Source organism: Klebsiella sp. ZJOU C1 (assembly GCF_035620215.1).
Classification (GTDB): domain Bacteria; phylum Pseudomonadota; class Gammaproteobacteria; order Enterobacterales; family Enterobacteriaceae; genus Klebsiella; species Klebsiella variicola.
This window is the reverse complement of record NZ_CP141644.1, coordinates 724,975-751,880: the sequence shown is the minus strand read 5'-3', so window position 1 is coordinate 751,880 and position 26,906 is coordinate 724,975. Positions and strand designations below refer to the sequence as shown.

Annotated in this window: 23 protein-coding genes and 1 pseudogene; 9 read left to right on the top strand and 15 right to left on the bottom strand. The window is 55.8% G+C overall.

What is annotated here, in order from left to right; translation table 11 throughout:
* The first annotated feature begins 197 nt into the window (after positions 1 to 197).
* The 6 genes from citS to SPE70_RS03525 all read left to right on the top strand — a co-directional run bounded on the left by citS (position 198) and on the right by SPE70_RS03525 (position 7,538).
* A complete protein-coding gene (gene citS / locus SPE70_RS03550) occupies positions 198 to 1,538 on the top strand; it encodes a citrate/sodium symporter CitS (RefSeq protein ID WP_048964838.1) in 1,341 nt (446 codons plus the stop codon).
* A 155-nt stretch (positions 1,539 to 1,693) separates the two neighbouring features.
* Positions 1,694 to 1,939 (top strand): oxaloacetate decarboxylase subunit gamma, encoded by a 246-nt coding sequence (locus SPE70_RS03545; RefSeq protein WP_032736653.1) that lies wholly within the window; start codon positions 1,694 to 1,696, stop codon positions 1,937 to 1,939.
* Positions 1,940 to 1,954: 15 nt separating this feature from the next.
* The gene (oadA, locus tag SPE70_RS03540) at positions 1,955 to 3,724 is read left to right on the top strand and encodes a sodium-extruding oxaloacetate decarboxylase subunit alpha (RefSeq protein WP_136047505.1); all 1,770 of its coding nucleotides are present in this window, start codon (positions 1,955 to 1,957) and stop codon (positions 3,722 to 3,724) included.
* Between the two features lie 15 nt (positions 3,725 to 3,739).
* Positions 3,740 to 5,041, top strand: a complete 1,302-nt coding sequence (locus SPE70_RS03535) for an oxalacetate decarboxylase subunit beta (RefSeq protein WP_008806669.1) — start codon at positions 3,740 to 3,742, stop codon at positions 5,039 to 5,041.
* A 171-nt stretch (positions 5,042 to 5,212) separates the two neighbouring features.
* Positions 5,213 to 6,841, top strand: a complete 1,629-nt coding sequence (locus SPE70_RS03530) for a citrate sensor histidine kinase CitA (RefSeq protein ID WP_044649941.1) — start codon at positions 5,213 to 5,215, stop codon at positions 6,839 to 6,841.
* Positions 6,834 to 7,538, top strand: a complete 705-nt coding sequence (locus SPE70_RS03525) for a citrate response regulator transcription factor CitB (protein ID WP_023339573.1) — start codon at positions 6,834 to 6,836, stop codon at positions 7,536 to 7,538. Before SPE70_RS03530 ends, SPE70_RS03525 begins: the two co-directional genes overlap by 8 nt.
* Positions 7,539 to 7,543: 5 nt before the next feature.
* On the opposite strand, the gene SPE70_RS03520 is transcribed toward SPE70_RS03525, so the two are convergent.
* Positions 7,544 to 8,173 (bottom strand): alanyl-tRNA editing protein, encoded by a 630-nt coding sequence (locus tag SPE70_RS03520; protein WP_023339572.1) that lies wholly within the window; start codon positions 8,171 to 8,173, stop codon positions 7,544 to 7,546.
* A gap of 92 nt (positions 8,174 to 8,265) precedes the next feature.
* On the opposite strand from SPE70_RS03520, the gene SPE70_RS03515 reads away from it, so the two are divergent.
* The gene (locus SPE70_RS03515; RefSeq protein WP_008807489.1) at positions 8,266 to 9,195 is read left to right on the top strand and encodes a LysR family transcriptional regulator; all 930 of its coding nucleotides are present in this window, start codon (positions 8,266 to 8,268) and stop codon (positions 9,193 to 9,195) included.
* Here SPE70_RS03515 and SPE70_RS03510 read toward each other — a convergent pair.
* The 5 genes from SPE70_RS03510 to SPE70_RS03490 all read right to left on the bottom strand — a co-directional run bounded on the left by SPE70_RS03510 (position 9,143) and on the right by SPE70_RS03490 (position 15,986).
* On the bottom strand, positions 9,143 to 9,508 hold the full coding sequence (locus SPE70_RS03510; RefSeq protein ID WP_008807490.1) for a DUF805 domain-containing protein: 366 nt from the start codon (positions 9,506 to 9,508) through the stop codon (positions 9,143 to 9,145). The genes SPE70_RS03515 and SPE70_RS03510 overlap by 53 nt on opposite strands.
* 180 nt (positions 9,509 to 9,688) lie before the next feature.
* Positions 9,689 to 11,974: a hydratase gene (locus SPE70_RS03505; RefSeq protein ID WP_136047506.1), complete on the bottom strand. Its 2,286-nt coding sequence runs from the start codon at positions 11,972 to 11,974 to the stop codon at positions 9,689 to 9,691.
* Between the two features lie 55 nt (positions 11,975 to 12,029).
* The gene (locus SPE70_RS03500; RefSeq protein WP_012542898.1) at positions 12,030 to 13,292 is read right to left on the bottom strand and encodes an SLC13 family permease; all 1,263 of its coding nucleotides are present in this window, start codon (positions 13,290 to 13,292) and stop codon (positions 12,030 to 12,032) included.
* A gap of 99 nt (positions 13,293 to 13,391) precedes the next feature.
* On the bottom strand, positions 13,392 to 14,825 hold the full coding sequence (locus SPE70_RS03495; protein WP_012542900.1) for an anion permease: 1,434 nt from the start codon (positions 14,823 to 14,825) through the stop codon (positions 13,392 to 13,394).
* Positions 14,826 to 14,930: 105 nt separating this feature from the next.
* On the bottom strand, positions 14,931 to 15,986 hold the full coding sequence (locus SPE70_RS03490) for a 4-oxalomesaconate tautomerase (protein WP_012542901.1): 1,056 nt from the start codon (positions 15,984 to 15,986) through the stop codon (positions 14,931 to 14,933).
* A 271-nt stretch (positions 15,987 to 16,257) separates the two neighbouring features.
* Here SPE70_RS03490 and SPE70_RS03485 point away from each other — a divergent pair, with 271 nt between their 5' ends.
* Entirely contained in the window at positions 16,258 to 17,196 is a 939-nt protein-coding gene (locus SPE70_RS03485; protein ID WP_012968969.1) for a LysR family transcriptional regulator, read from the top strand.
* A 4-nt stretch (positions 17,197 to 17,200) separates the two neighbouring features.
* Here the strand turns inward: SPE70_RS03485 and rihC are convergent, their stop codons facing one another.
* From rihC to SPE70_RS26375, 7 genes and pseudogenes are all read right to left on the bottom strand, one after another.
* Positions 17,201 to 18,115: a ribonucleoside hydrolase RihC gene (gene rihC / locus SPE70_RS03480; RefSeq protein ID WP_008807491.1), complete on the bottom strand. Its 915-nt coding sequence runs from the start codon at positions 18,113 to 18,115 to the stop codon at positions 17,201 to 17,203.
* Between the two features lie 67 nt (positions 18,116 to 18,182).
* A complete protein-coding gene (gene ispH, locus SPE70_RS03475; protein ID WP_002887979.1) occupies positions 18,183 to 19,133 on the bottom strand; it encodes a 4-hydroxy-3-methylbut-2-enyl diphosphate reductase in 951 nt (316 codons plus the stop codon).
* A 1-nt stretch (position 19,134) separates the two neighbouring features.
* Positions 19,135 to 19,584, bottom strand: coding sequence for an FKBP-type peptidyl-prolyl cis-trans isomerase (gene fkpB / locus SPE70_RS03470; RefSeq protein ID WP_002887976.1), 450 nt, complete (start codon positions 19,582 to 19,584; stop codon positions 19,135 to 19,137).
* Positions 19,585 to 19,701: 117 nt separating this feature from the next.
* The gene (gene lspA / locus SPE70_RS03465) at positions 19,702 to 20,202 is read right to left on the bottom strand and encodes a signal peptidase II (protein WP_008807492.1); all 501 of its coding nucleotides are present in this window, start codon (positions 20,200 to 20,202) and stop codon (positions 19,702 to 19,704) included.
* Positions 20,202 to 23,018, bottom strand: coding sequence for an isoleucine--tRNA ligase (ileS, locus tag SPE70_RS03460; RefSeq protein ID WP_136047507.1), 2,817 nt, complete (start codon positions 23,016 to 23,018; stop codon positions 20,202 to 20,204). The genes lspA and ileS overlap by 1 nt, the downstream gene beginning before the upstream one ends.
* Before the next feature lie 43 nt (positions 23,019 to 23,061).
* A complete protein-coding gene (gene ribF / locus SPE70_RS03455) occupies positions 23,062 to 24,000 on the bottom strand; it encodes a bifunctional riboflavin kinase/FAD synthetase (RefSeq protein WP_008807494.1) in 939 nt (312 codons plus the stop codon).
* A 7-nt stretch (positions 24,001 to 24,007) separates the two neighbouring features.
* A pseudogene (locus SPE70_RS26375) lies at positions 24,008 to 24,213 on the bottom strand (DUF2575 domain-containing protein); the annotation flags it as partial.
* Positions 24,214 to 24,329: 116 nt separating this feature from the next.
* On the opposite strand from SPE70_RS26375, the gene rpsT reads away from it, so the two are divergent.
* Positions 24,330 to 24,593: a 30S ribosomal protein S20 gene (gene rpsT / locus SPE70_RS03450; protein ID WP_002887965.1), complete on the top strand. Its 264-nt coding sequence runs from the start codon at positions 24,330 to 24,332 to the stop codon at positions 24,591 to 24,593.
* A gap of 119 nt (positions 24,594 to 24,712) precedes the next feature.
* On the opposite strand, the gene nhaR is transcribed toward rpsT, so the two are convergent.
* Both nhaR and nhaA read right to left on the bottom strand, forming a co-directional pair.
* Entirely contained in the window at positions 24,713 to 25,609 is an 897-nt protein-coding gene (nhaR, locus tag SPE70_RS03445; RefSeq protein WP_008807495.1) for a transcriptional activator NhaR, read from the bottom strand.
* A 54-nt stretch (positions 25,610 to 25,663) separates the two neighbouring features.
* Positions 25,664 to 26,839, bottom strand: a complete 1,176-nt coding sequence (nhaA, locus tag SPE70_RS03440) for a Na+/H+ antiporter NhaA (RefSeq protein ID WP_008807496.1) — start codon at positions 26,837 to 26,839, stop codon at positions 25,664 to 25,666.
* Positions 26,840 to 26,906: the final 67 nt, after the last annotated feature.

The following is a 26,906-nucleotide window of genomic DNA, read 5'->3' as shown; positions in this document are numbered from 1 at the left end:
CTTGTATTTAAGTCACAGTTTTTCTCGTGGCTTAATTGGCTTTATGGTTTTTATGTTGTTAATTAATTCAGAATCATAAAACCAATTAAATTAATAAAAAACACGAGTATTCAGTGAAGGTAATCACACCTTACCCCTGGGGCTATTTATTACTATGCGCCGGTCTTACTACTCCATCGATAAACAGGATAACGTTTATGACTAACATGAGTCAGGCTCCGGCAACGGAGAAGAAGGGCGTTAGCGACCTGCTGGGATTTAAAATCTTCGGCATGCCGCTACCTCTTTACGCGTTTGCGTTAATTACACTATTACTTTCACATTTCTATAACGCTTTACCCACCGACATTGTCGGCGGTTTCGCCATCATGTTTATTATCGGCGCCTTGTTCGGCGAAATTGGTAAGCGCCTGCCAATATTCAATAAATATATCGGTGGCGCTCCGGTGATGATTTTCCTGGTGGCGGCTTATTTCGTCTATGCCGGTATTTTCACGCAGAAAGAGATAGATGCTATCAGCAACGTGATGGATAAAAGTAACTTCCTTAACTTATTTATCGCGGTATTAATCACCGGTGCAATCCTGTCGGTAAACCGCCGCCTGCTGCTGAAATCACTGCTCGGCTATATTCCAACCATCCTGATGGGCATTGTCGGCGCGTCGATTTTCGGCATCGCTATCGGTCTGGTGTTCGGGATTCCAGTGGATCGCATCATGATGCTGTACGTCCTGCCGATCATGGGTGGCGGTAACGGCGCGGGCGCGGTCCCCCTGTCGGAGATTTACCACTCCGTCACTGGTCGTTCTCGCGAAGAATATTACTCTACTGCCATCGCTATCCTGACCATCGCCAACATCTTCGCCATCGTCTTTGCCGCGATACTCGATATCATCGGTAAAAAGCACACCTGGCTGAGCGGCGAAGGCGAACTGGTGCGTAAAGCCTCATTCAAAGTGGAAGACGATGAAAAAGCGGGACAAATCACCCATCGTGAAACCGCCGTCGGCCTGGTGCTGTCCACTACCTGTTTCCTGCTGGCCTACGTCGTCGCCAAGAAAATCCTGCCCAGCATTGGCGGCGTTTCGATTCACTACTTCGCGTGGATGGTATTGATCGTTGCGGCGCTAAACGCCTCCGGCCTGTGCTCACCAGAAATCAAAGCCGGCGCCAAGCGTCTGTCTGATTTCTTCTCTAAACAGTTGCTGTGGGTACTGATGGTCGGCGTCGGCGTCTGCTACACCGACCTGCAGGAAATCATCAATGCCATTACTGTCTATAACGTTGTTATCGCCGCCGTAATCGTTATCGGCGCAGTGCTCGGCGCGGCGATCGGCGGCTGGCTGATGGGCTTCTTCCCAATTGAATCGGCGATCACGGCGGGCCTGTGTATGGCCAACCGCGGCGGCTCCGGCGACCTGGAAGTTCTCTCTGCTTGTAACCGTATGAACCTTATCTCTTATGCGCAAATCTCCTCCCGTTTGGGCGGGGGTATTGTGTTGGTCATCGCCAGCATCGTGTTCGGCATGATGGTTTAACCCATTTGCACGATGGCACGTTGAACTGACAGGTGAAGAACGTATCAGGGTCCTATGCCGGGAGCGGCAGAGGGAAATCCACCCTGCTCCTTAGCCGGAAACGCCAGAAACCTTGTCAGACAGCGCGTCATCGTGCCCCTATTTGAGATGTACCAATGACTGACAATGCCGTCCTGTTAGGCGAAGGCTTCACCCTGATGTTTCTCGGCATGGGCTTTGTGCTGGTGTTCCTGCTGCTGCTCATCTTTGCCATCCGGGGAATGTCCCTCGCCGTCAACCGCCTGTTTCCCGAGCCGCCTGCCGCCCCCAAACCGGCCCCGGCCGCGCCCGCCGACGACTTCGCCCGCTTAAAGCCGGCGATTGTCGCCGCCATTCACCACCATCGCCGTCTTCACCCTTAATTCACGGAGGAATTTATGACCGTTGCCATTACCGATGTCGTCCTGCGCGACGCCCACCAGTCCCTGTTCGCCACCCGTCTGCGTCTCGACGATATGCTCCCCGTCGCCGCTCAGCTGGATGACGTCGGCTACCGCTCCCTTGAGTGCTGGGGCGGCGCCACCTTTGACGCCTGCATCCGCTTCCTCGGCGAGGACCCGTGGGTCCGCCTGCGCGAGCTGAAAAAGGCGATGCCGAAGACCCCGCTGCAGATGCTGCTCCGCGGCCAGAACCTGCTCGGCTACCGCCACTACGCCGACGACGTGGTGGAGCGCTTCGTGGAGCGCACCGTCAAAAACGGCATGGACGTCTTCCGCGTCTTCGACGCCATGAACGACCCGCGCAACATGCAGGCCGCCCTGCAGGCGGTCCGCCGCCACGGCGCCCACGCCCAGGGTACGCTTTCGTACACCACCAGCCCGGCGCACACCCTGCAGACCTGGCTCGACCTCACCGAACAGCTGCTGGAGACCGGCGTCGACTCCGTCGCCATCAAGGACATGTCCGGCATTCTGACGCCGCATGCCGCCTTTGAGCTGGTCAGCGAAATCAAAAAACGCTACGACGTCACCCTGCACCTGCACTGCCATGCCACCACCGGGATGGCGGAGATGGCGCTGCTGAAGGCCATTGAAGCCGGGGTCGACGGCGTGGATACGGCGATTTCGTCCATGAGCGCTACCTACGGCCACCCGGCCACCGAGGCGCTGGTCGCCACCCTCGCCGGCACGCAATATGACACCGGGCTGGATATCCACAAGCTGGAGAGCATCGCCGCGTACTTCCGCGAGGTGCGTAAGAAGTACCACGCCTTCGAAGGCCAGCTGAAGGGCACCGACAGCCGTATCCTCGTCGCCCAGGTCCCGGGCGGGATGCTCACCAACCTCGAAAGCCAGCTGAAGCAGCAGAGCGCCGCCCAACGTCTGGATGAGGTGCTGGCGGAAATCCCCCGCGTGCGCGAGGACCTCGGCTTCATCCCGCTGGTCACCCCGACCTCGCAGATTGTCGGCACCCAGGCGGTGCTCAACGTCCTGACCGGCGAGCGCTACAAAACCATCGCGAAGGAGACCGCCGGTATCCTGAAGGGTGAGTACGGCCGCACCCCGGCGCCGGTGAACGCCGCCCTGCAGGCGCGGGTGCTTGACGGCGCTGACCCGGTGACCTGCCGCCCGGCCGACCTGCTGAAGCCGGAGCTGGCGCAGCTGGAAGCCGACGTCAGACGCCAGGCGCAGGAGAAAGGCATCACCCTTGCCGAAAACGCCATCGACGACGTGCTCACCGTGGCCCTGTTCCCGCAGCCCGGCCTGAAGTTCCTCGAAAACCGCCACAACCCGGCAGCCTTTGAGCCGGTACCGCAGGCGGAAGCCGCGCAGCCGGTGGCAAAAGCAGAAAAACCAGCCGCCTCCGGCGTCTACACCGTCGAAGTGGAAGGCAAAGCCTTTGTGGTCAAAGTCAGCGACGGCGGCGACGTCAGCCAGCTCAGCGCCGCGCCGGTGGCCGCTGCGCCTGCTGCCGCCCCGGCTCCGGCCGGCGCCGGCACCCCGGTGACCGCCCCGCTGGCGGGCACTATCTGGAAGGTGCTGGCCGCGGAAGGCCAGACGGTGGCCGAAGGCGAGGTGCTGCTGATTCTGGAAGCCATGAAGATGGAAACCGAAATCCGCGCCGCGCAGGCCGGGACCGTACGCGGTATCGCGGTGAAAGCCGGCGACGCGGTGGCGGTCGGCGACACTCTGCTGCAGCTGGCGTAAGGACGAGGAGCGGAAATGGAAAGTCTGAACGCCCTGATTCAGGGCATGGGGCTGATGCACCTGGGGGCCGGCCAGGCGGTGATGCTGCTGGTCAGCCTGCTGCTGCTGTGGCTGGCGATTGCGAAGAAGTTTGAGCCGTTACTGCTGCTGCCGATTGGCTTCGGCGGCCTGCTGTCGAACATCCCGGAGGCCGGGCTGGCGCTCACCGCCCTGGAGAGCCTGCTGGCCCACCACGACCCGGCGCAGCTGGCGGTGATTGCCGCGAAGCTCCACTGCGCGCCGGACGTCCACGCCATTAAGGAGGCGCTGGCGCTGGCCCTGCCGTCGGTGCAGGGGCAGATGGAGACGCTGGCGGTGGACATGGGCTACTCCGCCGGGGTGCTGGCCATCTTCTATAAGGTGGCGATTGGCTCGGGCATTGCGCCGCTGGTCATCTTTATGGGCGTCGGGGCAATGACCGACTTCGGCCCGCTGCTGGCCAACCCGCGCACCCTGCTGCTGGGGGCGGCGGCGCAGTTCGGGATCTTCGCCACCGTCCTCGGGGCGCTGACGCTGAACTACTTCGGCATCATCAGCTTCACCCTGCCGCAGGCGGCGGCCATCGGCATCATCGGCGGCGCCGACGGCCCGACGGCGATTTACCTGTCGGGCAAGCTGGCGCCGGAGCTGCTGGGGGCCATCGCGGTGGCGGCCTACTCCTATATGGCGCTGGTGCCGCTGATCCAGCCGCCGATCATGAAGGCGCTGACCAGCGACAGGGAGCGGAAAATTCGCATGGTGCAGCTGCGCACGGTAAGTAAGCGGGAGAAGATCCTCTTCCCGGCGGTGCTGTTGCTGCTGGTGGCGCTCCTGCTGCCGGACGCCGCGCCGCTGCTGGGGATGTTCTGCTTCGGCAACCTGATGCGCGAGAGCGGCGTGGTGGAGCGGCTGAGCGATACGGTGCAGAACGCGCTGATCAACATCGTGACCATCTTCCTCGGGCTGTCGGTGGGGGCCAAGCTGGTGGCGGACAAGTTCCTGCAGCCGCAGACGCTGGGGATCCTGGTGCTGGGGGTGATCGCCTTCTGCGTGGGCACCGCCGCCGGGGTGCTGATGGCGAAGCTGATGAACGTGTTCAGCCGGCACAAAATCAACCCGCTGATCGGCTCGGCGGGGGTGTCGGCGGTGCCGATGGCGGCGCGGGTGTCGAACAAAGTGGGTCTGGAAGCGGACGGGCAGAACTTCCTGCTGATGCACGCCATGGGCCCGAACGTGGCCGGGGTGATCGGCTCGGCGATCGCCGCCGGGGTGATGCTCAAGTACGTGCTGGCGATGTAGGCCGGCATCCTTCCCGGAGGTGTGGCTGTCGCCCCGCCTCCGGGCTGATTTGATACCCACTCCTGGCATGACGGGGCCGGGTACATGTCTGAAATTTTCTGTTCTGTGCTCCACCTGTCGGCGCCGGGGGCGCAAAACGGGGAGAATAACAATTTAATGTCTATCTACCCAATGTATACCCGAAAAATCACCCACTGGTTTGCCCGGCGATCGTTTCAGAATCGCATCTTCCTGCTGATCTTATTTACCTCGACGATCGTCATGCTGGCGATGTCATGGTATCTGACAGACATTACCGAGGAGCGTCTGCATTATCAGGTCGGGCAACGGGCGCTGATTCAGGCGATGCAGATTTCGGCGATGCCGGAGCTGGTGGAGGCGGTACAGAAACGCGACCTCGCCAGAATCAAAGCCCTTATCGACCCCATGCGTTCGTTCTCCGACGCCACCTACATCACCGTCGGTGATGCCAGCGGCCAGCGCCTCTATCACGTCAATCCTGATGAAATCGGCAAATCGATGGAGGGCGGCGATAGTGATGAGGCATTGATAAACGCCAAAAGCTACGTGTCAGTGCGCAAAGGCTCGCTGGGATCCTCGTTGCGTGGTAAATCGCCGATTCAGGACGCGACCGGCAAAGTGATCGGCATTGTGTCGGTAGGCTATACCATCGAGCAACTGGAGAACTGGCTCAGCCTGCAGATAAGCTCGCTGCTGATCCCGATGGCCATCATGTTACTGCTCCTGCTCTATTGCGCCCGCCGCTTCTCACTGCATATCAAAAAGCAGATGCTCAATATGGAACCCCAGCAGCTGTCACAGCTGTTGATCCAGCAAAGCGTGCTGTTTGAATCGGTGTTCGAAGGGCTTATCGCCATCGACTCCGGTTATAAAATCACTGCGATTAATCAGACTGCCCGCCGCCTGCTCAATTTGAGCCAACCGGAAACCACGCTTATCGGCAAAGGGATCAACAACGTTATCTCGCAGGAGACCTTTTTCTACGATGCGCCACAGGCCAATAAAAAAGACGAAATCGTCACCTTCAATCAGATCAAAGTGATCGCCAGCCGGATGGCGGTGATCTTAAACAATGAGCCACAGGGTTGGGTGATCAGCTTTCGCAGCAAAGACGATATCAACACCCTTAGCCTGCAGCTTAGCCAGGTGCAACAGTATGCCGATAATCTGCGCGCCGTGCAGCATGAGCATCGCAATCTGATCTCCACTATCGCTGGCCTGCTGTTTCTTAAACGCTACGATCATGCGCTGGATCTGATCCAACAGCAGTCGGAAAGTCACCAGAAGGTGATCGATTTTATCGCGCGGAATTTCCAGGATAACCATCTGGCCGGACTGTTGATCGGCAAGTATTACCGGGCCAAAGAGCTCGGTCTGGAGCTGGTATTCGATCCGGCCTGCTTCGTTGACAGATTACCCACCGCCCTTTCTCACAATGAATGGATCTCGATCGTGGGGAATCTGCTTGATAACGCCTACAATGCCAGCCTGCGTCAGCCGCAGGGGTCAAGGCAGATAGAATGCCTGATCAACAGCGACGGTCACGAAGTGATCATTGAGATCGCCGACCAGGGATGCGGCATTGACGAGACGCTGCGCGATCGGATCTTCGAGCGCGGCGTCACCAGCAGCGCCAGCAAAGATCATGGTATCGGACTCTGGCTGGTACGCAGCTATGTGGAACAGGCAGGCGGCAGTATTGTCGTCGAAAATAATATTCCTTTTGGCACCATCTTTACGCTTTATATCCCCCTGACCCGAGAAGAACATCATGGATAGCATCACTACTCTTATCGTTGAAGACGAACCTATGCTGGCGGAGATCCTGGTGGATAACATTAAACAGTTTCCCCAGTTCGACGTCATTGGTATTGCGGATAAGCTTGAGAGCGCCAGGAAACAGCTCAGACTGTATCAACCGCAGCTGATCCTGCTGGATAATTTTTTACCCGACGGCAAAGGTATCGATCTGATACGCCATGCTGTCAGTACGCATTACAAGGGACGGATTATCTTTATTACTGCAGATAATCATATGGATACCATTAGCGAAGCGCTGCGTCTTGGGGTGTTCGATTACCTGATTAAGCCGGTGCACTATCAGCGCCTGCAGCACACGCTGGAGCGCTTTGCCCGCTATCGTAGCTCGCTGCGCTCCAGCGAACAGGCCAGCCAGATCCATGTCGATGCACTGTTTAATATTCAGGCCCGGGAGCAAACGGAACCCGCCAGCGCACCACTGCGCGGGATCGATGAAAGCACCTTTCAGCGCGTGCTCCAGCTGTTTGCCGACCCGTCGGTGGTACATACCGCCGACTCGCTGGCCCGTATCCTCGGCAGCAGCAAAACCACCGCCCGCCGTTATCTGGAACAAGGGGTGAAGAACGACTTTCTGGAAGCGGAAATCAGCTACGGCAAGGTCGGCCGACCGGAGCGCATTTATCACGGCAAGCAGGCCTATCCTGAGCAGAGATAAAACGCTTACGCCAGGGTGTAGCTGACCACCAGCTGCCCCTTCTTTATTTTAATCTGGCTGACGACGACGTCGCCCAGCTCCGCCAGACGGGCGACGTGGGTGCCACCGCAGGGATAAGCGGGCAGTTCGCCGAAGCCCACCTGGCGCAAGCCATCAGCGAACGTCACCTGACGCGGTAAGTCCTGCGCCTGCCAGGCCTTCACCGGCGCCAGTAGCGCACTGGCGTCCGGCAGCGCGGCATTGTTCCTGCTGGTAAAGGTTATCCGCCCTTCGCCGGGCCAGTGGTGCGCTTTCACCGGTTGCCAGCCAAGCTGTTCGCCCGCCAGGCCAAGCAGGTGGCCGGCAGAATGCAGACGGGCATGCAGCTGTCTCGCGGAGGCATCAATTTTCATCTCCACGTCACCGAGGGGAAGCGGTTGCGACAGGATATGCAGCACGCTGTCGCCGCGCACAATAACCGTCTCAACCACCTGCCCGGCTATCCAGCCGCGGTCTGCCGGTTGACCACCTCCTTGCGGGTGAAACAACGTCCGATCCAGTTCGATGGCGTAACGGCCATCCGCTTCTGCGGTGCAGGCGATGATCTGGGCGCGCCCGTCGGTAGCATCGCTGGTGTAATAAACTCGTTCAGTCATGGTGATTCTCCTCTCTGTCCGACCAGTATATTGATAATATCGACAGCGATAATCCCACCACCCGCCAATGCACTTTTGCCCCGGGAGCACAAATGAATCTAAACCTCCTGCCGGACCTCGCCCTCTTCGTCCAGATTGTCGACCAGGGCAGCTTTTCCGCCGTCGCCCGCCAGAGCGGCCTGACGCCCTCCGCCGTGAGCCGCAGCGTGTCGCGGCTGGAGCGGGAGATGGGCAGCAAGCTGCTGCATCGAACCACCCGCAAGTTGCGACTGAGCGATGCCGGGGAAACGGTGTATCAGCATGCCCAGCAGATGCTGGAAGCGGCGCGGCAGGCGATAGATTCCGCCAGCAGTCGCCAAACGGTCGCTCAGGGAAAGCTGACGCTCAGCGTACCGAAAGCCGTCGGCCGCTTTGTGATCCACCCGCTGATGATGGCGTTTTTCCATCGCTACCCGCAGGTGGACGTCTGCCTGCGGCTGGAAGATCGCCCTCTGGATTTTATCGATGACGGTATTGATTTGGCGCTGCGCATCACCGATACCCCTTCCCCTGGTCTGCATGGCAAACCGCTGATGCCAATCAGGCACGTTATCTGCGCCACTGAGCCCTATTTACAGCAGCACGGTACGCCGTATACGCCGCAGGATCTGCGCGCGCATTGCTGCATTAGTCTTGGCGAAACGCCCGCCGACGCGCGCTGGAAGTTCCGCCGGGAAGGGAAAAGCGAAACAGTGCAAACCTACGGGCGGTACGCCGCCAACCATACCGCCGTCCGCCTCGACGCGGTTAAGCAGCATCTGGGCATTGGCAGCCTGCCGCTGTTTACCGCTCGCGAGGCGCTGGCGAAGGGCGATATCGTGCAGGTGCTGCCCGAGTGGGAATTCATCAGCAGCTACTCCGGCGACCTGTGGCTGCTGTGGGCGGGAGATAAGCATATGCCCGCCAGGATGCGGGTGATGATTGATTATCTCAGCGAGACGGTGCCGGCGTTGAACGCAGGCAGCACAGAGCCAGCGAAATAATTGCAAACCACGGAATGATAACCCCCAACACAAACCAGATCCCGGAGCGGCCGATATCATGCATTCGCCGGCAGCCAACAGCCAGCAAGGGGAGCGCCATCAGCAGCAGCCAGAGCGCGGCAAAGGGAATGACAACAAAACTGAGGATGCCGTATTGAGGGTTAACGCTGGTTGCCAGACACCAGGCCGCCAGCGGCGCTGTGGCGATCAATACATTGATGAGAAAAAACGTCCAGAACTGCTGCCGGCTGGCGCGGCCACTAAAATTAAAGGTCTCTTTCCAGCCGCTCAAATACGCCTGTCCACAGGTCATTGCCTCTCTCCATGAGAATAACGTGAATAGCTGCGGGCCAGGTTGATAGACCCGACCCGCGCAATAAAAGGCAGATTAAATGATTATTCAGCGGCAATTTATGTGCTGGCACAAAAAAGCGGATTTTGGCAGGAAAGAATGGCTGGCAGCGAACTGGCCGCCAGCACGGGGTGAAATCAATTAATGATTATTAGTTAATTGATTTTTATTATAATTAATAAGCCCACCGGCTTTAATAATCTCTTGCTCAGCGGCGGTTAACGTTTCCATATAGAGGCTAATCTGCTGAATCGGCTTTTTATCACTGAGGACAAAGGCGGTGATATCGTTCAGGTCGCCTGCCAGCGCACTTTTTATCGCTGGAATATAGATAAAGTCGCCGACCTCAAAGTCAGGTATCTGTTTCATCTGCAGCGGCAGCATCCCCCAGTTAATGACATTGGAGCGATAGCGCTTGGTTGCATACTCCTGGCAAATATTAGCCAACCCACCCAGCACCCGCTGGCAGCTCGCGGCCTGCTCGCGCGCCGATCCATCGCCGGGTTTGACCGCATAGACCATACTGCCAATCTCCGTCTGCTCAACGGTAATATGTTCCTGGCCAGGCAGCAGTCGCAGCCGTGAAAAAATATTTTCCAGCTGCGGATAACCGCGATAGAGATCCTCACCGTTAACGCGCTGTTGCTCCATTGCGGCGATGGCTTTACTCCGTCCGACATATTCCGGATCGCGACGGGATAGCGTAAATTCCGCCAGACCTAATGGATTAGAACGAAACGACGATGTTTCACCGGAAGGGATCAGTTCGTCGGTGGTGGTCACCGGATCCATTATCTTTGCAGCCACCACCAACAGAATATTTTCCGTTAGCGCATTCATCTCCGGCCAGTCTTTGATGTTCGGGCCATAGATCAGCGGCTGCTGCGTTACCCCTTTCACGAAGCCCTGATAAACCCGGCTCTGATAGGGTGATACATCAAATTCATAGTCGGGTACGTCCTGCCAGCAATCGAGTTCCGCAGCTGACGTCAGAAGTCCGCCGTTGATGGCCGTTGCAGCAATTGAGCGGGCATCCATTAATGCCACCGCGGACATTTGGCCATTTCCCGGTTTAGAACCTTCGCGGTTGGGAAAATTACGCGTCGTGTGCCGGATGCTTAAACCATTATGCATCGGGGTATCGCCGGCGCCAAAACACGGGCCGCAGAATGCCGTGCGAACAATGGCGCCAGTGCTCATGAGATCGTTAATTAATCCCTTTTTGTTTAACGCCATCAGCACTGGCTGCGAGGAAGGATATACAGAGAGCGAGAAAATATTGTCCCCGCAGGCATGGTGCTTCAGGGCCTGAGCCGCCTGGGCCACGTTGACATAGTTACCTCCGGCGCAACCGGCAATGATCCCCTGCTGGACGCGTAATTTACCGTTCTCTATTTTGTCTAACAGCGACAGCTTCGCGCGCCCAAGGGAGATCTTCTCCGACTCCACTTCCACTTCACGTAAAATGTCCGCCAGGTTTTCATTAAGCGTCGCAATTTCATAGACATTGGCAGGATGAAACGGTAACGCAATCATCGGCTTGATAGTGCTTAAATCGACCTCAACGCAACCGTCATAGTATGCCATGTCTTTTGCCGCCAGCGCCCGATAGTCTTTCTCCCTGCCATGAAGGCGCAAGAAACTATGCGTCTCTTCATCCGTCTGCCAGATGGAGGACAGGCAGGTAGTCTCGGTGGTCATCACATCGATGCTGTTTCTGAAGTCGGTCGACATGCTGGACACACCGGGGCCGATGAACTCCATCACTTTATTCTTCACGTAGCCGCTCTTGAAGACGGCGCCAACGATCGCTAACGCAATATCATGCGGCCCAACCCCCGCTGCCGGTTTACCGGTTAAATACACCGCGACAACCTCTGGATAATCAATATCCCAGGTACTGCCCAGCAACTGTTTAACTAATTCACCGCCCCCTTCGCCAACCGCCATCGTGCCCAGTGCGCCATAGCGGGTATGACTATCCGACCCCAGAATCATTTGGCCGCAACCCGCCATCATTTCACGCATATACTGGTGGATAACGGAAATATGCGGAGGAACATAGATCCCGCCATATTTCTGCGCCGATGTCAGGCCAAAAATATGATCGTCACTGTTTATCGTGCCACCCACTGCGCAAAGTGAATTGTGGCAATTGGTTAAAACATAGGGCAAGGGAAAGCGCGTCATCCCGGACGCTTTCGCTGTCTGAATAATGCCAACGAAGGTAAGATCATGGGAGGTTATGGAATCAAACTGAATTTTTAACTTCCGCTCGTCGGCTGATCGACTATGGGACGACAGAATTGACCAGGAGATCGTTCCCTTACGGGCACTTTCCTTATCGACGGGAAATGAACATGACTTTTCCGCAACAATACCATTCTCATGGGATAAATAAACCCCATGTTCATGTAATTTAATCATGATTTGCATCCTTTGCTGTAGATAAAATTAAAACCTTTTTCCTGCCCACCTACGCTTACGGATAGAAGGGGAAGAAGATGGGAAGTAAAATAAAACTCACAATAATCGATATAATAATCAGCGGCAGACCGACCCGGACATAATCCATAAATCGATACCCCCCGGCGGAAAAAATCATCATATTCGCCGGGGTTCCCACTGGCGTCGCATAGGCACACGAACAACCCACCACAATAGCCATCAGCACCGCCCGTGGGTCAGCCCCCATCGAATTGGCAATAGACAAACCGATTGGCATCAGTAAGGCGGCCGTTGCCGTATTTGACATAAAATTGGTTAATGCACAGGAGATGACCAATACTGAGCTGAGCAGTAAAAATGGTGAAGCCTGTTGACCAAGCAGATCGATAACAGAGCGAGCCATGATTTCCCCGGCCCCGGTGGTTTCAAGCGCTTTCGCTAACGCTAAGGTTCCGCCGAACAGAAAAATAGTCTGTGAATCAATTGACTGGTATGCCTGCTTTTCCGTAATGACGCCGGTAATGACTAAGAATAAAGCGCCAATGGAACCAATAATGGCAATGGGTAAACCAATAATATTCTCGAAAATCATTCCCAGGACGGTAAATACCAATACCAGAACAGCAATCACTTGCTTATATTTTGGGCAAGAAATTTTTCTACCATTGTCCGCATTTGCTTTGCTGCTTGCCGATTTTGCCGGCAACAGTTTATAGCCTATGGTCAAAAAGTAGAGGATCCCGCAGAGCAGCATGGGAATACCAAGTTTGGCATACTCGAAAAAACCAAAACGTTGCCCGACTTGCTCCAGCGCCGACTGGGCGATCAGATTGCCCGGGGAGCCAATGAGAGATAAGTTTCCCCCCAGCGCCGAAGCAAACGCCAGCGGCATCAGCAGGCGAGATTGCGCATAGCCAGACTTGATAGCAGCGCCGATAACCACGGGTATCAGCACCGCAGCCGTTCCGGTATTGGATAAAAACCCGGATAGCAGGCCGCACACCAGCATAATAATAACGATAAGCTGCTTCTCTGACCTGGCGTAACGCGTCACTATGCCGCCAATCTTATCGGTGACGCCGGTTTCAAACAGGGCGCCGCCAACCACGAACATCGCCACAAATAAAATAACATTTTGGTTAATAAATCCGGCGAAAGCCGTTTTCACATCGAAAATTCCGGTTACGACTAAAACAATGCAGACAATCATTGCCGTGGCAGCCAGAGGGATTTTTTCCCAAACAAACATCACGATTGAAAATAGTAATAGTGACAAGGTAATGGCAACTGGTGACATAAATAGATAATCCCTCGTTCAGCAAATAAAAATAATATTTTTAATAACAGCAGGTGATGCAAAATAAAATGCGGGCGTATTGACACTCTCAAAGCTACATCAAATCACTTTCCAGTACATTAATAACTCCCACCACCATACCCCTACGGTAATGTGTAAGATGAAAGTCAACAGTGCCAATATACCGCCCACAATCCACCAGGACTTAATATCGTTGTATCCCACACCAAATATAACGGGGCCCGCCGCACCGCCATAGTGAGTGACCATTCCGCCATAGGAATTACTAAACAGCAGAGCTAATGCAGTCAGCATCACCGGCGCCCCAGACACATTGGCCAGCATGGCAAAAACTGGAACCATCGCCACAATATAGGCGCTGCCCGAAGCAAAGAAGTAACGGACTAAAATACTTAACGCCACGATAATGATGAAGGCGAGCGTACTATGAGTGCCAAAAGAAATGTTATTTTTGAGCAAGTCAGCCAGCCACATGAAAAAACCCACGCTGGACAGCAATGAGCTCAAACCGATGATGCCGCCATACCAAATCAGTGTGTTCCAGCCACCTTTGTTCTTAATCACATCATCCCAGCTGACGATTTTTAATACCAGCATCAATGCCATCACACAAATGGCGACCGTTGATTCGTTCACGCCCAGCGATTTACTGAATACCCAACCGCCCAGCGCCATGATAAACAGGCAGGAGAGCATTTTTTCCCGTAACGTCATCGGTCCTAAGGATTCAATACCGGCTTTGGCTATCGCTTTGTTATCCACCTTCTTCAGCTCAGGGGGATAAAGCTTATAAATAATCAGCGGCGTCAGTAGCAGCATAATGATGCCTGGCAACACGCCGGCCAGCGCCCATCCGCCCCAGCTCAATTTGATATGACAAATATCCTCAATCATCTTGAGCGCCAGAATATTGCCGGCCATCGCCGTAAAAAACATATAGCTGGTGGTTTTGGTCACCATATAGACGTTCATCATCAGGTAATGACCAACGCGTTTTGCGCTATGTTCAGGTTCCGATCCCAGGGCCACAGCCACGCTATTGATAATCGGTAAAACGATACCGCCAGCACGCGCGGTATTCGACGGCGTAGCGGGTGACAGGATCAGATCCAAAAAAGCGGTGACATAGCCTAATCCCAGCGTCGTACTGCCTATCTTGCCAATAAGAATATAAGCAATACGTTTACCTAAGCCGGTAATGACAAAAGCGGCACTGAGGGTGAATGCAGAGAACACCAGCCAGGTGGTGCCGGAAGCATAACCGCTTAAGACGCTCGATGACTTTATGGTGCCGTCGCCTAAATTACCGATCACCACCATAGAGGCAGCGACGGCGATTAACAAGACAACCGGTTCGGAAAAGGGTTTGATCACTAAACCAACGATGGCCGCCAGATAAATACCTGACAACACCCATGCTAGCTTAGTCAACCCTTCAGGTGCGGGAAATACACTTATCAGTATTGGTATGGCTATAATAACCAATAGTTTCCATAACGATTTTTTATCCATTTTGATTCCTTGCCTGGATTAATCATATAAAAACGCTCAGGAATGACCCAAAATAAAAATCGGGCACTCTGTTTCGAATAATTTATAAATTGTCTGGTGAGATGATTAATCTGGCAGGTAAACCATTCCCGAGAGAATTTTACGCGCGGTGCGAATAACCGATGCGCGAATGTTTTCTGGCTGCCCATGAGTATTGCTCAGACTCACATCAATGCTTCCGCTGGGATGCTCAACGTTAATGAGGCCATCCCCCGCCATGCGGGTCATTTCGTTAACCACGGTATCAGCAATAATGCATGAACTCGCCAGGCCGATGGCGCCGGTGATCGCCAACGATTTATGACAGCTATGCGGCATGAAATAGCGAACAGTCAGTGTTCCACCATGCTGTGGTGGCGCCACCAGCACGGGTTTGGGGATCACCATATTTGATACGTCGCCAAATCCCATTGCCGCGCCAGCTTGTTTGCGGATGGATTCCAGGCGTTGAAAAAAGCCTTTATCCTGATCTAATTCACTCGCTGACTCATATCCTGTTTTGCCCAGGCTTTGCGCCGGAATAATGACCATGGGCATCGCCATATCGATACAGGTCACGCGAATACTATCAAAGATATCGACCCGGTTGCCGGTGGGGAATAGCTGGCCGGATTTCGCCCCTGCAGCGTTCAAAAACGTCAAGCCAACGGGTGCGGCCTGGCCTGGAACGCCGTCAATATGCGTGCCGCCTTCATAAACCACCTGCCCATTCGGGGTCTGAATGTCTGCGTCAACAAAGGTATTGGTATTCACGTTCCTGATGCGCACCCGTGTCACCGGAGAGGTTGCCGCGACGAGTCCTTTTTCGATGGCAAACCCACCCACGGCGCAGAGCATATTGCCGCAATTCGGCGTGGTATCTACCCGGCGTTCATTGACAATGACCTGAACAAATAAGTAATCCACATCCGCTTGTTGACTGGTCGATTGGCTAACAATCGCCACCTTGCTGGTCTGTGGGCTACCGCCGCCAATCCCGTCGATTTCCAGCTCATGGCCTGAACCCATGATAGTTAATAACGCCTCATTACGTTTCTGCGTATCTTCAGGGAGATCGTCTGCTAACAGAAAGGCCCCTTTTGAGGTGCCGCCACGCATAAGTGCGCATGGAATAGTTTTCATAACACGCTCCTTACAAATAGAGAAGAAAAACTCAAATAAGCGGCAGGCGTGAATTAAATACATTCAATGAATTTAAAGTTTTTTATTAACTTTATTATTTCATTGCCGCCATACCGTTTACCCGCTGATTCTACTTGCAAGGGTGTCGGTGATTGATAAAATTAAAAAATAAGATTTATTCCCCCAGAACATCAATTACAGATTTCATCGCGATGATAATTAATTAGGCCCTATTATAGGCATAAAGTCTATTTACGCTCAGGGAGTCATGATGAACAATGAACTATCCGGTATGAAAGCCTTTGTGACCGTGGCGGAGCTCGGCTCGTTTAGTAAAGCCGCCGAGGTCCTTAATCTGACACAACCCGCGCTGACGCGAAAAATTAAAAAAATTGAAAGTAATCTCAATACCGCGCTATTCGTACGTACCACCCGAAAAATTCAGCTCACGCAGGCGGGAGCAATGCTGCTGCCGAAAGCAAAATCGCTGATTGCCAGCCTCGATGCCGCCATCTTCGACGTCAGCAGCCTCACTTCTCATGTCCAGGATACGATAACGTTGTCCTGTATCCCCACAGCCGTCTTTTATTTTTTGCCTCGCGCTATCGTTCAATTTAATCAGCGCTATCCGCATATCAAAGTACGAATTTATGAACAAGGTATAGAAAATTGCATGACCTCGGTGAGAAAGGGGGAAGTCGATTTTGGAATAAACATGAACTTCATCACACATCCCGATATCGAATTTAGCCCACTGGTCAATGAACCCTTCGTCCTGGCCTGCAGAAAGGATCATCCACTGGCCAGCAAGAAATTGGTGGAATGGCGAGAGCTCGCCTCGCAGAGATTAATTGGCGTAAGGCGATCGAGCGGCAATCGGCAACTGATTGAAAGTTGCCTGGCAGATAAACCGTGGAAGCTGAACTGGTTTTATGAAGTCAGACATTTATCCACCTCTCTCGGCCTGGTTGAGGCGGGGCTTGGCGTATCGGCATTGCCCTGTCTGGCCATGCCCCATCACGTCAACAGCGCGGTGGTCAGCGTGCCGCTAGTGGAACCCGTCATCCGGCGTACACTGGGTATGATCCGCGTAAAAAACCGCCCGCTTTCCGCAGCAGCTGAACGCTTCGCGTCACTGTTACTCCTGATGTGGACGGATGAAGCGAGCGAACTGTGGTGTAACGTTGTCGACACAAACCCGCAAGGATAAACGGTTACGGCGCCAGGGCAATCACCTCCGCTGCCCAACGCTGAAACCCTTCCACGTCGATATCGAGCGCCACCAGGGCGTTCGCCGGCTGACCCAGTCGTCCTTCGATATCCACCACCGTGGTGCCGGCGGTCCAGGTCCCCTGCGTCTCCACCGCCACAAAACACGGCTGGAGAGTGAACAGTTCCGGGCGCGCCAGCCACGCAATAGCGCAGAGATCGTGCATTCGCAAACCACTGCTCATGCTGCCGCTGCGATAGTGGCTAAACAGAGCATGAAGCATTTTACCGGTCTGGTTCAGCGTCGGTAGGGTCGCCAGGTAATCTGCCGCCAGCAGCGCCCGGTTGGTGACGTCCAGCCCGCACATCACAATCTCCAGCCCGCTGTGGAAGACTTTCGCGGCGGCTTCCGGGTCGATAGCAATATTGAATTCCGCATTCGGCGTGAAGTTGCCGCGGCCCGCCGAGCCGCCCATGATCACCAGCCGGCGAATGTTGAACACGCATTCCGGGTACTGGGTCAGCAGCAGCGCTATATTGGTCAGCGGGCCAATCGCCACCAGAGTAATCGGCTCGGCAGCGTGCATCAATGCATCGCGGATCGCCTGGAAGGCCGGCTTCGCCAGCGGCTGACGTTGATGCTCAACAAAGTCATACCCCTCCATGCCGGATTCGCCATGCACCGAGGCGGCGTCGCGCAACGGACGCACCAGCGGCATCGACGCCCCCTGCGCCAGCGGCACATCGGCATTCCAGAAGTGCAGCAGCTGCAGCGCGTTACGGGTCGTCTTCTCCACCGAAACGTTGCCCGCCACGGTGGTCATCAGTTGCAGCTCCAGCTCGGGCGCGAACAGCGCCGCGGCAATGGCGGCAGCATCGTCGATGCCCGGGTCAGTATCAAGAATGATCGGTAAGCGCATGGTTTCTCCCTAAAAAAAATGCCAGACGTTAAGTCTGGCATCTTCTCATACTGCTGGAGGAAAGAACTTACTCTACTTCACGGACATCCACACGCAGCTCTTTCGGCACTTCAAAGACGATATTCTCTTCCCGGCCTTCCAGTGGCACGGCTTCGCCGCCGCCCAGCTCCTGCAGGCGGGTAATGACGTTCTGCACCAGAATATCCGGCGCCGATGCGCCCGCCGTCACGCCGACACAGGCCGCATCCTTGACCCACGCTTCCTGGATATCGGAGGCGTCGTCAATCAGGTAAGCCGCTTTGCCCATCCGCTGCGCCAGCTCGGCGAGGCGGTTAGAGTTGGAGGAGTTTTTCGACCCGACCACCAGCACCACGTCAGCCTGCTCCGCCAGCGCGCGCACGGCTTCCTGACGGTTAGTGGTGGCATAGCAAATGTCGTCTTTGCGCGGGCCGACGATTTTCGGGAAACGCGCGCGCAGGGCGTCAATAACGTCAGACGTATCGTCGACGGAGAGCGTGGTCTGGGTCATAAACGACAGCCGGGCGTCGTTTTTGACTTCCAGCTTGAGAACGTCTTCCGGCGACTCGACCAGGTACATGCCCCCTTGCGGGTTATTGTACTGCCCCATAGTGCCTTCGACTTCCGGGTGGCCGGCATGGCCGATCAGAATCGACTCTTCGCCACGGCGGCTGGCGCGGGCGACTTCCATATGGACTTTGGTCACCAGCGGACAGGTGGCGTCGAACACCGTCAGGTCGCGGCTCTTCGCTTCATTCCGTACCGCCTGCGATACGCCGTGAGCGGAGAAAATCAGGATCGCGCCGTCCGGCACTTCGCTGATCTGTTCGATAAAAATGGCGCCGCGCTTGCGCAGGCTATCCACCACATAGCGGTTGTGCACCACTTCATGACGAACATAGATCGGTGCGCCATACAGCGTCAGCGCGTTTTCTACAATGCTGATAGCGCGGTCAACACCAGCGCAAAAACCGCGCGGGTTAGCCAACAGGATCTGCATGTTACTCCTCCAGCGCCGGATCGATCTCCAGCACTTCAATATCAAAATGAACGGTGCGCCCGGCCAGCGGATGGTTGAAGTCGACGGTGATGGAATCGCCGTTCACTTCGCGGATCACGCCAGGCATTTCGCTGCCATCCATTGCGGTAAAGAGCATAATCGCGCCGATCTCTGGTTCGCCAGCGTCGATAAATTCACGGCGAGAGAAATACTGAATCAGGTCAGGGCTGGGTACGCCAAAGGCGGCGTCAGGCTCCAGCGAAAAGGCCTTTTTCTCCCCCTCTTTCAGACCGAGAAGCTGTTGCTCCAGCCCTTCAGACAGAGAGGTGTCGCCGAGGCGAAACAGCGCCGGTTTGCCGTTGCTGCGGGTGGACTCGGCGGTGGAGCCGTCGTCCAGTTTCAGTGTGAAGTGCACCAGTACCGCGCTGTTGCTCTGTACGGATTTAGACATGCAAATTGCTCGCTTGTTTTAGGTCACCGGTTGCCCGGTGGCGCTATGCTAACCGGACCGACGGGCGGCCACAAATTCTGTAGGCCGGGTAAGCGTAGCGCCACCCGGCATTGACATTTACGCCTGCTCTTTCGCGGTCGGTTTCGGCAAGAAACCTTCCAGCACAATCAGCGCTGCGCCGATGCAGATCGCACTATCGGCGAGGTTGAAGGTGGCGAAATGCCAGTCGCCGACGTAGAAGTCGATCATATCGACCACGAAGCCGTGCCACAGGCGATCGAACAAGTTACCCAGCGCACCGCCGATAATCAGGGCGTAGGCAATATTGTTCAGCTTTTGCGTCGCCTTCGAACGGTACATCAGTACCGTCAGCACCACACAAATGCCGATCGCGATCCCGGAAAAGAACCAGCGCTGCCAGCCGCCGCTGTCGGCGAGGAAACTAAACGCCGCGCCATAGTTGCGGGCATAATGCAGATTAAGCGACGGGAACAGCGGAACCGTCTCCCCCAGAGCGAAGTTCTGGAGGATCAGGAATTTGCTACCCAGATCGATAATCAGCACGGCTACGACGACCCACAGCCAGCGTAGCCCCGTTGAACAGATCGATTTACTCATCAGGCGAATTTACGTTGCTCGCCGTTACCGGCGACGTTGCTCACACAGCGACCGCAGATTTCTGCGTGTTCCGCTACCTTGCCGACGTCACTGGTGTAATGCCAGCAGCGTGGGCACTTCTCGCCCTCGGCTTTACTCAGGACCACTTTCAGCCCTTTCAGCAGATCGCTCTGCCAGGCATCAGCCGGCGCCTGCGCATAATCGGCAACGTTGGCGCCGGAGGTCAACAGGACAAATCGTAATTCATCGCCCAGCGCGTTGAGCTTGGCCGCCAGGTCGGCATCGGCATACAGCGTGACCGCTGCTTCCAGAGAGCCACCGACTTTCTTATCCGCACGCGCTTGCTCGATCACCTTGTTGACTTCGCCGCGCACCTTGAGCAATTCATCCCAGAAACCGTCGTTCATCGCTTCATTGTCGGCCAGGCCGAACAGACCTTCATACCACTCGCCGGTGAAGACATATTTCTCACGATCGCCCGGCAGGTAGCCCCAGATTTCGTCCGCGGTGAAGGACATGATCGGCGCCATCCAGCGCACCAGCGCTTCCACGATATGGAACAGCGCGGTCTGGCAGCTGCGACGCGCCACGCTGTCCGCTTTCGCGGTGTACTGGCGGTCTTTGATGATGTCGAGGTAGAACGAGCCCATTTCGATGGAGCAGAAGCGCATCAGGCGCTGTACCACTTCATGGAAGTCGTAGGATTCGTAGGCTTTCAGGATATCTTCCTGTGCCGCCTGCGCGCAGCCGACTGCCCAGCGGTCCAGCACCACCATCTCTTCCGGTTTAACCATGTCTTTCGCTGGATCGAAACCGTTCAGGTTCGCCAGCAGGAAGCGCGCGGTGTTACGGATACGACGATAGCTGTCCGCGGCGCGTTTGAGGATCTCATCGGAGACCGCCATTTCGCCGGTGTAGTCGGTGGAAGCCACCCACAGACGCAGGATATCGGCGCCCAGCTTGTTCATCACGTCCTGCGGGCTAACGGTGTTACCGATAGACTTGGACATTTTGCGGCCCTGGCCATCGACGGTGAAGCCGTGGGTCAGTACCTGGCGATATGGCGCTTTGCCTTTCATCGCCGTGGAGATCATCAGTGAAGACATGAACCAGCCGCGATGCTGGTCAGAGCCTTCCAGATACATGTCCGCGGCGTGACCGGCGAATTCCGGACGCACATCAACCACGGAAGAGTGGGTCGACCCGGAGTCAAACCACACGTCGAGGGTATCCGGCACTTTCTCGTAGCTGTCGGCGTCATCGCCAAGGATGTCGCGGGAATCGAGATCCCACCACGCCTGGATGCCGTCAACTTCAACGCGTTTCGCCACTTCTTCCATCAGTTCGAGGGTACGCGGGTGCAGTTCGTGGGTTTCTTTGTGCACGAACAGCGACATCGGCACGCCCCAGGTACGCTGACGGGAGATACACCAGTCAGGGCGGTTAGCGACCATCGATTCGATACGCGCCTGGCCCCAGTCCGGGATCCACTGCACGCCTTTGATCTCTTTCAGCGATTGCGCGCGCAGGCCTTTCTGATCCATGCTCACGAACCACTGCGGGGTGGCGCGGAAGATGATCGGCGATTTGTGTCGCCAGCAGCACGGATAGCTGTGCTGCATTTTTTCCACGTGCAGCAGCGCGCCGCTGTCACGCAGCATCTCAACGATGATGTCGTTGGCTTTGAAGACGTTGATGCCATCCAGAGACGGATAGGTACCAGGCAGGTAAGCACCGTCCGGGCCAACCGGGTTGGCGATTTCCAGACCGTATTTCTGGCTGATGGTGTAGTCGTCCGGACCGTGGCCGCCGGCGGTATGCACCGCACCGGTACCCGCGTCCAGCGTCACGTGGTCGCCAAGGATCGCCGGCACGTCGAAATCGAGGAACGGATGCTTAAAGCGCATCAGTTCAAGCTCAGAACCTTGTACCGCCGCCAGAATAGTGTAGTCCGCCGCGCCAACGCGCTTCATTACGCTCTCAACCAGGTCTTTCGCCAGGATCAGCGCCTGACCGTCAACCTGCACCAGCGCGTAGTCGAATTCCGGCGACAGAGAGATGGCACGGTTAGCCGGCAGGGTCCACGGCGTGGTGGTCCAGATAACCAGGGAAACCGGGCCGTTGACGTCGGCTACGCCGAATTTCGCCAGTACCGCGGCTTTGTCTACCGCGTGGAACGCCACATCGATAGACGGAGAGGTTTTGTCGTAATACTCCACTTCCGCTTCCGCCAGCGCGGAACGGCAGTCAACGCACCAGTGCACCGGCTTAGCGCCTTTATGCAGATGACCGTTGCCGATGATTTTACCCAGCGCACGGATGATGTTGGCTTCGGTTTTGAAGTCCATGGTCAGGTACGGACGCGACCAGTCGCCCAGCACGCCCAGGCGGATAAAGTCTTTACGCTGACCGTCGATCTGCTCCGCGGCATATTCGCGGCACTTGGCGCGGAATTCAGCGGCGGTGAATTTCTCACCCGGCTTACCGTATTGCTGCTCGACTTTCAGTTCGATCGGCAGACCGTGGCAGTCCCAGCCCGGAACGTACGGCGAGTCATAGCCCGTCAGTCCTTTGGACTTAACGATAATGTCTTTCAGAATCTTGTTAACCGAGTGACCAATATGAATGCTGCCATTCGCATAAGGAGGGCCATCATGCAGAATGAAGGTTTTTTTGCCTTTTTTGGCTGCACGAATGATGCCGTACAGGTCATCATCGGTCCAACGCGCCAGCATTCCCGGTTCGCGTTTGGCGAGGTCGCCACGCATAGGGAACCCTGTTTCCGGCAAATTCAGGGTCGATTTATAGTCACTCATCAGATTCTCGGTTCCGTATTTCGGTTTGATAAACACCAGCGGCTCAGGCCTGGCTGGTCAGCCCAAATAATTCGCGGGCCGTTAACTCATCACGTGCGATTTGCGCCTTCAGCTCGTCCAGCGACGCAAACCGCTGCTCGTTACGTATCTTTTTACGCAGTACTACATTGATATGGCGACCGTAGAGGTCCATTACAACGTCCAACAGATGTACTTCAAGCTGCTGACGCACGCCCGCGACCGTTGGACGGGTGCCAATATTGGCGACGCCCGCTATGGGTTTGTCGCCCAGCCCTGTCACTTCTACCGCATAGACCCCTTTAACCGGGGAAACCTGACGACGCAGCGGTAAGTTCGCCGTCGGAAAACCTATGGTACGGCCCAGTTCATCACCATGAACGACGCGTCCGGAGATGCTAAACGGATGGCCCAGCAGCGTCTCCGCCAGCAGGAGATCGTCATCCGCCAGCGCCTGACGCACCGCCGTACTGCTGATACGCACCCCACCTTCGCAGAAAGTCTGGGTGCTGGTCACGTCGAAGCCGTATTCCGCTCCGGCCTTTTGCAATAACAAAAAATCCCCCTGGCGACCAGCGCCAAAGCGGAAATCATCACCGACGGCAAGGAACTGCACACCCAGGCGGCGCACCAGCAGTTCGCTGATAAAATCCTGCGCGGTTAGCGCGGCGAACCGGCGGTCAAAGCGAACGCACAATACATAGTCGACCCCGCTTTCAGCCAGATAGCCCAGCTTTTCACGCAGGCGGGTCAACCGCGCCGGGGCTTTATCGGCGGCAAAGAGCTCCAGCGGCTGGGGTTCGAAAATCATCACCACCACCGGTAAACCGCGCTGGCGGCCCTCTTCGCGCAACCGCTGCAGCAGTGCCTGATGCCCACGATGCACGCCGTCAAAATTACCAATGGTCAGCACGCACCCGTGCGGGGCCTGACTGAGATTATGTATGCCGCGTATCAGCTTCATGTCTGGCTCAAAACAGTGAAAATCGTCCGAGTATACCTTGTACAACTGTCAACGTTAACCAGCGATTGCACCTCGGCAACGAAAGTTCTCAGGAATTCATTCACTCAGCGCGAGAAAGCGGGAAAACTGGCCGCGCCCGGCGATTTTTATGGTGGAAAAGCTGTATTCGACTGCAACAAGCTGGTAGAATCTTGCGCCATCACTACGTAATGAAGCGCTGTGGTGTTAAACGGCGCTTATTTGCACAAATCCATTGACAAAAGAAGGCTAAACGGGCATATTCCTCGGCCTTTGAATTGTCCATATAGAACACATTTGGGAGTTGGACCTTGGCTAATATCAAATCAGCTAAGAAGCGCGCCGTTCAGTCTGAAAAGGCTCGCAAGCACAACGCAAGCCGTCGCTCTATGATGCGTACTTTCATCAAGAAAGTATACGCAGCTATCGAAGCTGGCGACAAAGCTGCTGCACAGAAAGCATTTAACGAAATGCAACCAATCGTGGACCGTCAGGCTGCTAAAGGTCTGATCCACAAAAACAAAGCTGCGCGTCATAAAGCAAACCTGACTGCACAGATCAACAAACTGGCTTAATCGCCTGCTTGCTGAACTTTGTTAAAGAAACCCGCGAAAGCGGGTTTTTTTATGCCCGCCATCTTCCCCCGCTAACGCGCGCTGGCGCGGCCAGCGCCACGCCAGCCCACGCCGGCAGGCTATCGGGGTTCGGTAAACAGTGACGAGTAATCGCGATTACAGATGCGCTGAACCGCGGGATGCTGAATCATTCGCTCGGCAAAAATAGCGTGATACTCCTCCATCACGCTATCCATGCGGCCAATTTCGATAATCGATTCGTCATAGTAGAAATCATGCGCATAGAGCGTCGGCGCGACAAATATCGCATTATGCGCGGCGCCGAAGGCTTTCATGAGCGCCGCATCGTCAAATTCGCCGAGGATCTCCACCTTCAGGCCCTGCACGTTAATCCAGTTCAGCAGTTTACGCCCCAGCATCGAACGCCGACCGGGGATCAGCAGCCGCCGCTCTTCCAGACAGGCCGGAAACGGCTTCGTCGGCGCCGGATTCATGCACCAGAAGCTGACGCTGCACTCGCCAATCTTCACCGAAAATAGCCCTTCCTGCTGTGTCGAGTCGATCGGACAGTCAGAGATAATCATATCGAGCTTATGCTGGCTCAGTTGCTCCAGCAGCAGCTCATGGGTGGATTCAAAACAGCGCAGATGGATCTGCTCACTCTCAACGACGGCGGCATCCAGCACGCCGCTGACCAGCCGCTTGGATAACGCATCAGCGACGCCGACATCAAACAGCAGATTCGACTCTTTGCGGTAGTTGACGATGTCGAGCATCTCCTGGCTGAGGGTAAACATGCGGTCGGCATAGCGGAAGACCAGCTCGCCCAGCTCACTCGGCTCCAGTCCCCTTCCTTTTCGCTTAAACAACTTACCCTGCAGGCGCTCTTCCAGGGCTTTGATCTGCCCGGTAATCGTCTGCGGCGTCAGAAACAGCGCCTCCGCCGCGCCAACGACGGACCCTTCTTTATACACGTGCCAGAAGTAGTACAGATGGTTGTAGTTGATATGTGACATGCTTCTCTCCCTGATAATGTCCAGGAGAGCCACGCAGGCTCTCCTGCAGAAAGGTTATACCGCGAGGCGAGTCTCCGTCACGCGCTGACGCAGTATGAGATATCCGATGACTGCTGATAGCACTGAGCCAATCAGGATGCCAAGCTTGGCCCAGTTGATCAACGCGGGGTCGACGCTACCGAAGGCCAGAGTGGCGATGAAAATCGACATCGTAAAGCCAATCCCACACAGAATACCCACCGCCATGATCTGCTTGCAGGTGGTCCCCTCCGGCAGCGAGGCCCACTTCAGCTTCAGCGCCAGCCAGCAGAACAGGCTGATCCCCAGCGGCTTGCCGATAAACAGCCCGGCCATAATGCCCAGCGGCAGAAGCGACGTCAGTCCGGCCAGGGTGACTCCCTGCAGCGAAACGCCAGCGTTGGCGAAGGCGAACAGCGGCAGGATCATAAACGCGACCCACGGGTGCAGGACATGCTCAAGCGCTTTGGCCGGTGACTTGCCATGCTTTTCCTCGAGCGGGATCATAAAGCCGACGATCACCCCGGCAAGGGTCGCATGAACGCCAGACTTCAGCACCGCCGTCCACAGCACCGCGCCAACCAGAATATAGATCCCGGTACGCCGCACGCCGCTGAGGTTCAGGGCCACCAGCACCGCAATTGCCGCCGCCGCCACGCCCAGCGAAAGCATGGACAGGTCGTGGGTATAAAACAGCGCGATAATCACGATAGCCCCGAGGTCATCAATAATCGCCAGCGCCATCAGGAAAATCTTCAGCGCCGTCGGTACCCGGCTACCTAACAGCGCCAGCACACCGAGCGCAAAGGCAATATCCGTCGCCGCCGGGATCGCCCACCCCTCTCTGGCGACAGGATCCTGGGCGTTAAAAGCCAGATAGACCAGGGCCGGCACAATCATCCCGCCGAGCGCGGCAATCACTGGAAACACCGCCTGACGACGGCTCGCCAGCGACCCCTGAATCAGCTCACGTTTGACCTCCAGGCCAATCAGTAAAAAAAACACCGCCATCAGGGCATCATTGATCCATAACAGCATGTTCTTATTGATCTCCAGCGCCCCCACTCGCAGCTGAACTGGCGTCTCCAGGAAGGAGTGATACAGACCGCTGGTCACGCTGGTATTGGCCATCACCATCGCCAGCGCGGCGGCAATGATTAAGACAATGCCGCCGGAAGCATCGCTACTAAAGAATCGTTGCAGATGTTTCACTTTTACTTTCATCCTGTTGGTGAATAACTCGATAAAAGCATAATACACACACTGATAACTCGAAAAA

Coding starts and splice junctions, on each gene's coding strand:
- citS (WP_048964838.1), top strand. CDS start 198: ATGACTAACATGAGTCAGGCTCCGGCAACGGAGAAGAAGGGCGTTAGC.
- SPE70_RS03545 (WP_032736653.1), top strand. CDS start 1,694: ATGACTGACAATGCCGTCCTGTTAGGCGAAGGCTTCACCCTGATGTTT.
- oadA (WP_136047505.1), top strand. CDS start 1,955: ATGACCGTTGCCATTACCGATGTCGTCCTGCGCGACGCCCACCAGTCC.
- SPE70_RS03535 (WP_008806669.1), top strand. CDS start 3,740: ATGGAAAGTCTGAACGCCCTGATTCAGGGCATGGGGCTGATGCACCTG.
- SPE70_RS03530 (WP_044649941.1), top strand. CDS start 5,213: ATGTATACCCGAAAAATCACCCACTGGTTTGCCCGGCGATCGTTTCAG.
- SPE70_RS03525 (WP_023339573.1), top strand. CDS start 6,834: ATGGATAGCATCACTACTCTTATCGTTGAAGACGAACCTATGCTGGCG.
- SPE70_RS03520 (WP_023339572.1), bottom strand. CDS start 8,173: ATGACTGAACGAGTTTATTACACCAGCGATGCTACCGACGGGCGCGCC.
- SPE70_RS03515 (WP_008807489.1), top strand. CDS start 8,266: ATGAATCTAAACCTCCTGCCGGACCTCGCCCTCTTCGTCCAGATTGTC.
- SPE70_RS03510 (WP_008807490.1), bottom strand. CDS start 9,508: ATGACCTGTGGACAGGCGTATTTGAGCGGCTGGAAAGAGACCTTTAAT.
- SPE70_RS03505 (WP_136047506.1), bottom strand. CDS start 11,974: ATGATTAAATTACATGAACATGGGGTTTATTTATCCCATGAGAATGGT.
- SPE70_RS03500 (WP_012542898.1), bottom strand. CDS start 13,292: ATGTCACCAGTTGCCATTACCTTGTCACTATTACTATTTTCAATCGTG.
- SPE70_RS03495 (WP_012542900.1), bottom strand. CDS start 14,825: ATGGATAAAAAATCGTTATGGAAACTATTGGTTATTATAGCCATACCA.
- SPE70_RS03490 (WP_012542901.1), bottom strand. CDS start 15,986: ATGAAAACTATTCCATGCGCACTTATGCGTGGCGGCACCTCAAAAGGG.
- SPE70_RS03485 (WP_012968969.1), top strand. CDS start 16,258: ATGAACAATGAACTATCCGGTATGAAAGCCTTTGTGACCGTGGCGGAG.
- rihC (WP_008807491.1), bottom strand. CDS start 18,115: ATGCGCTTACCGATCATTCTTGATACTGACCCGGGCATCGACGATGCT.
- ispH (WP_002887979.1), bottom strand. CDS start 19,133: ATGCAGATCCTGTTGGCTAACCCGCGCGGTTTTTGCGCTGGTGTTGAC.
- fkpB (WP_002887976.1), bottom strand. CDS start 19,584: ATGTCTAAATCCGTACAGAGCAACAGCGCGGTACTGGTGCACTTCACA.
- lspA (WP_008807492.1), bottom strand. CDS start 20,202: ATGAGTAAATCGATCTGTTCAACGGGGCTACGCTGGCTGTGGGTCGTC.
- ileS (WP_136047507.1), bottom strand. CDS start 23,018: ATGAGTGACTATAAATCGACCCTGAATTTGCCGGAAACAGGGTTCCCT.
- ribF (WP_008807494.1), bottom strand. CDS start 24,000: ATGAAGCTGATACGCGGCATACATAATCTCAGTCAGGCCCCGCACGGG.
- nhaR (WP_008807495.1), bottom strand. CDS start 25,609: ATGTCACATATCAACTACAACCATCTGTACTACTTCTGGCACGTGTAT.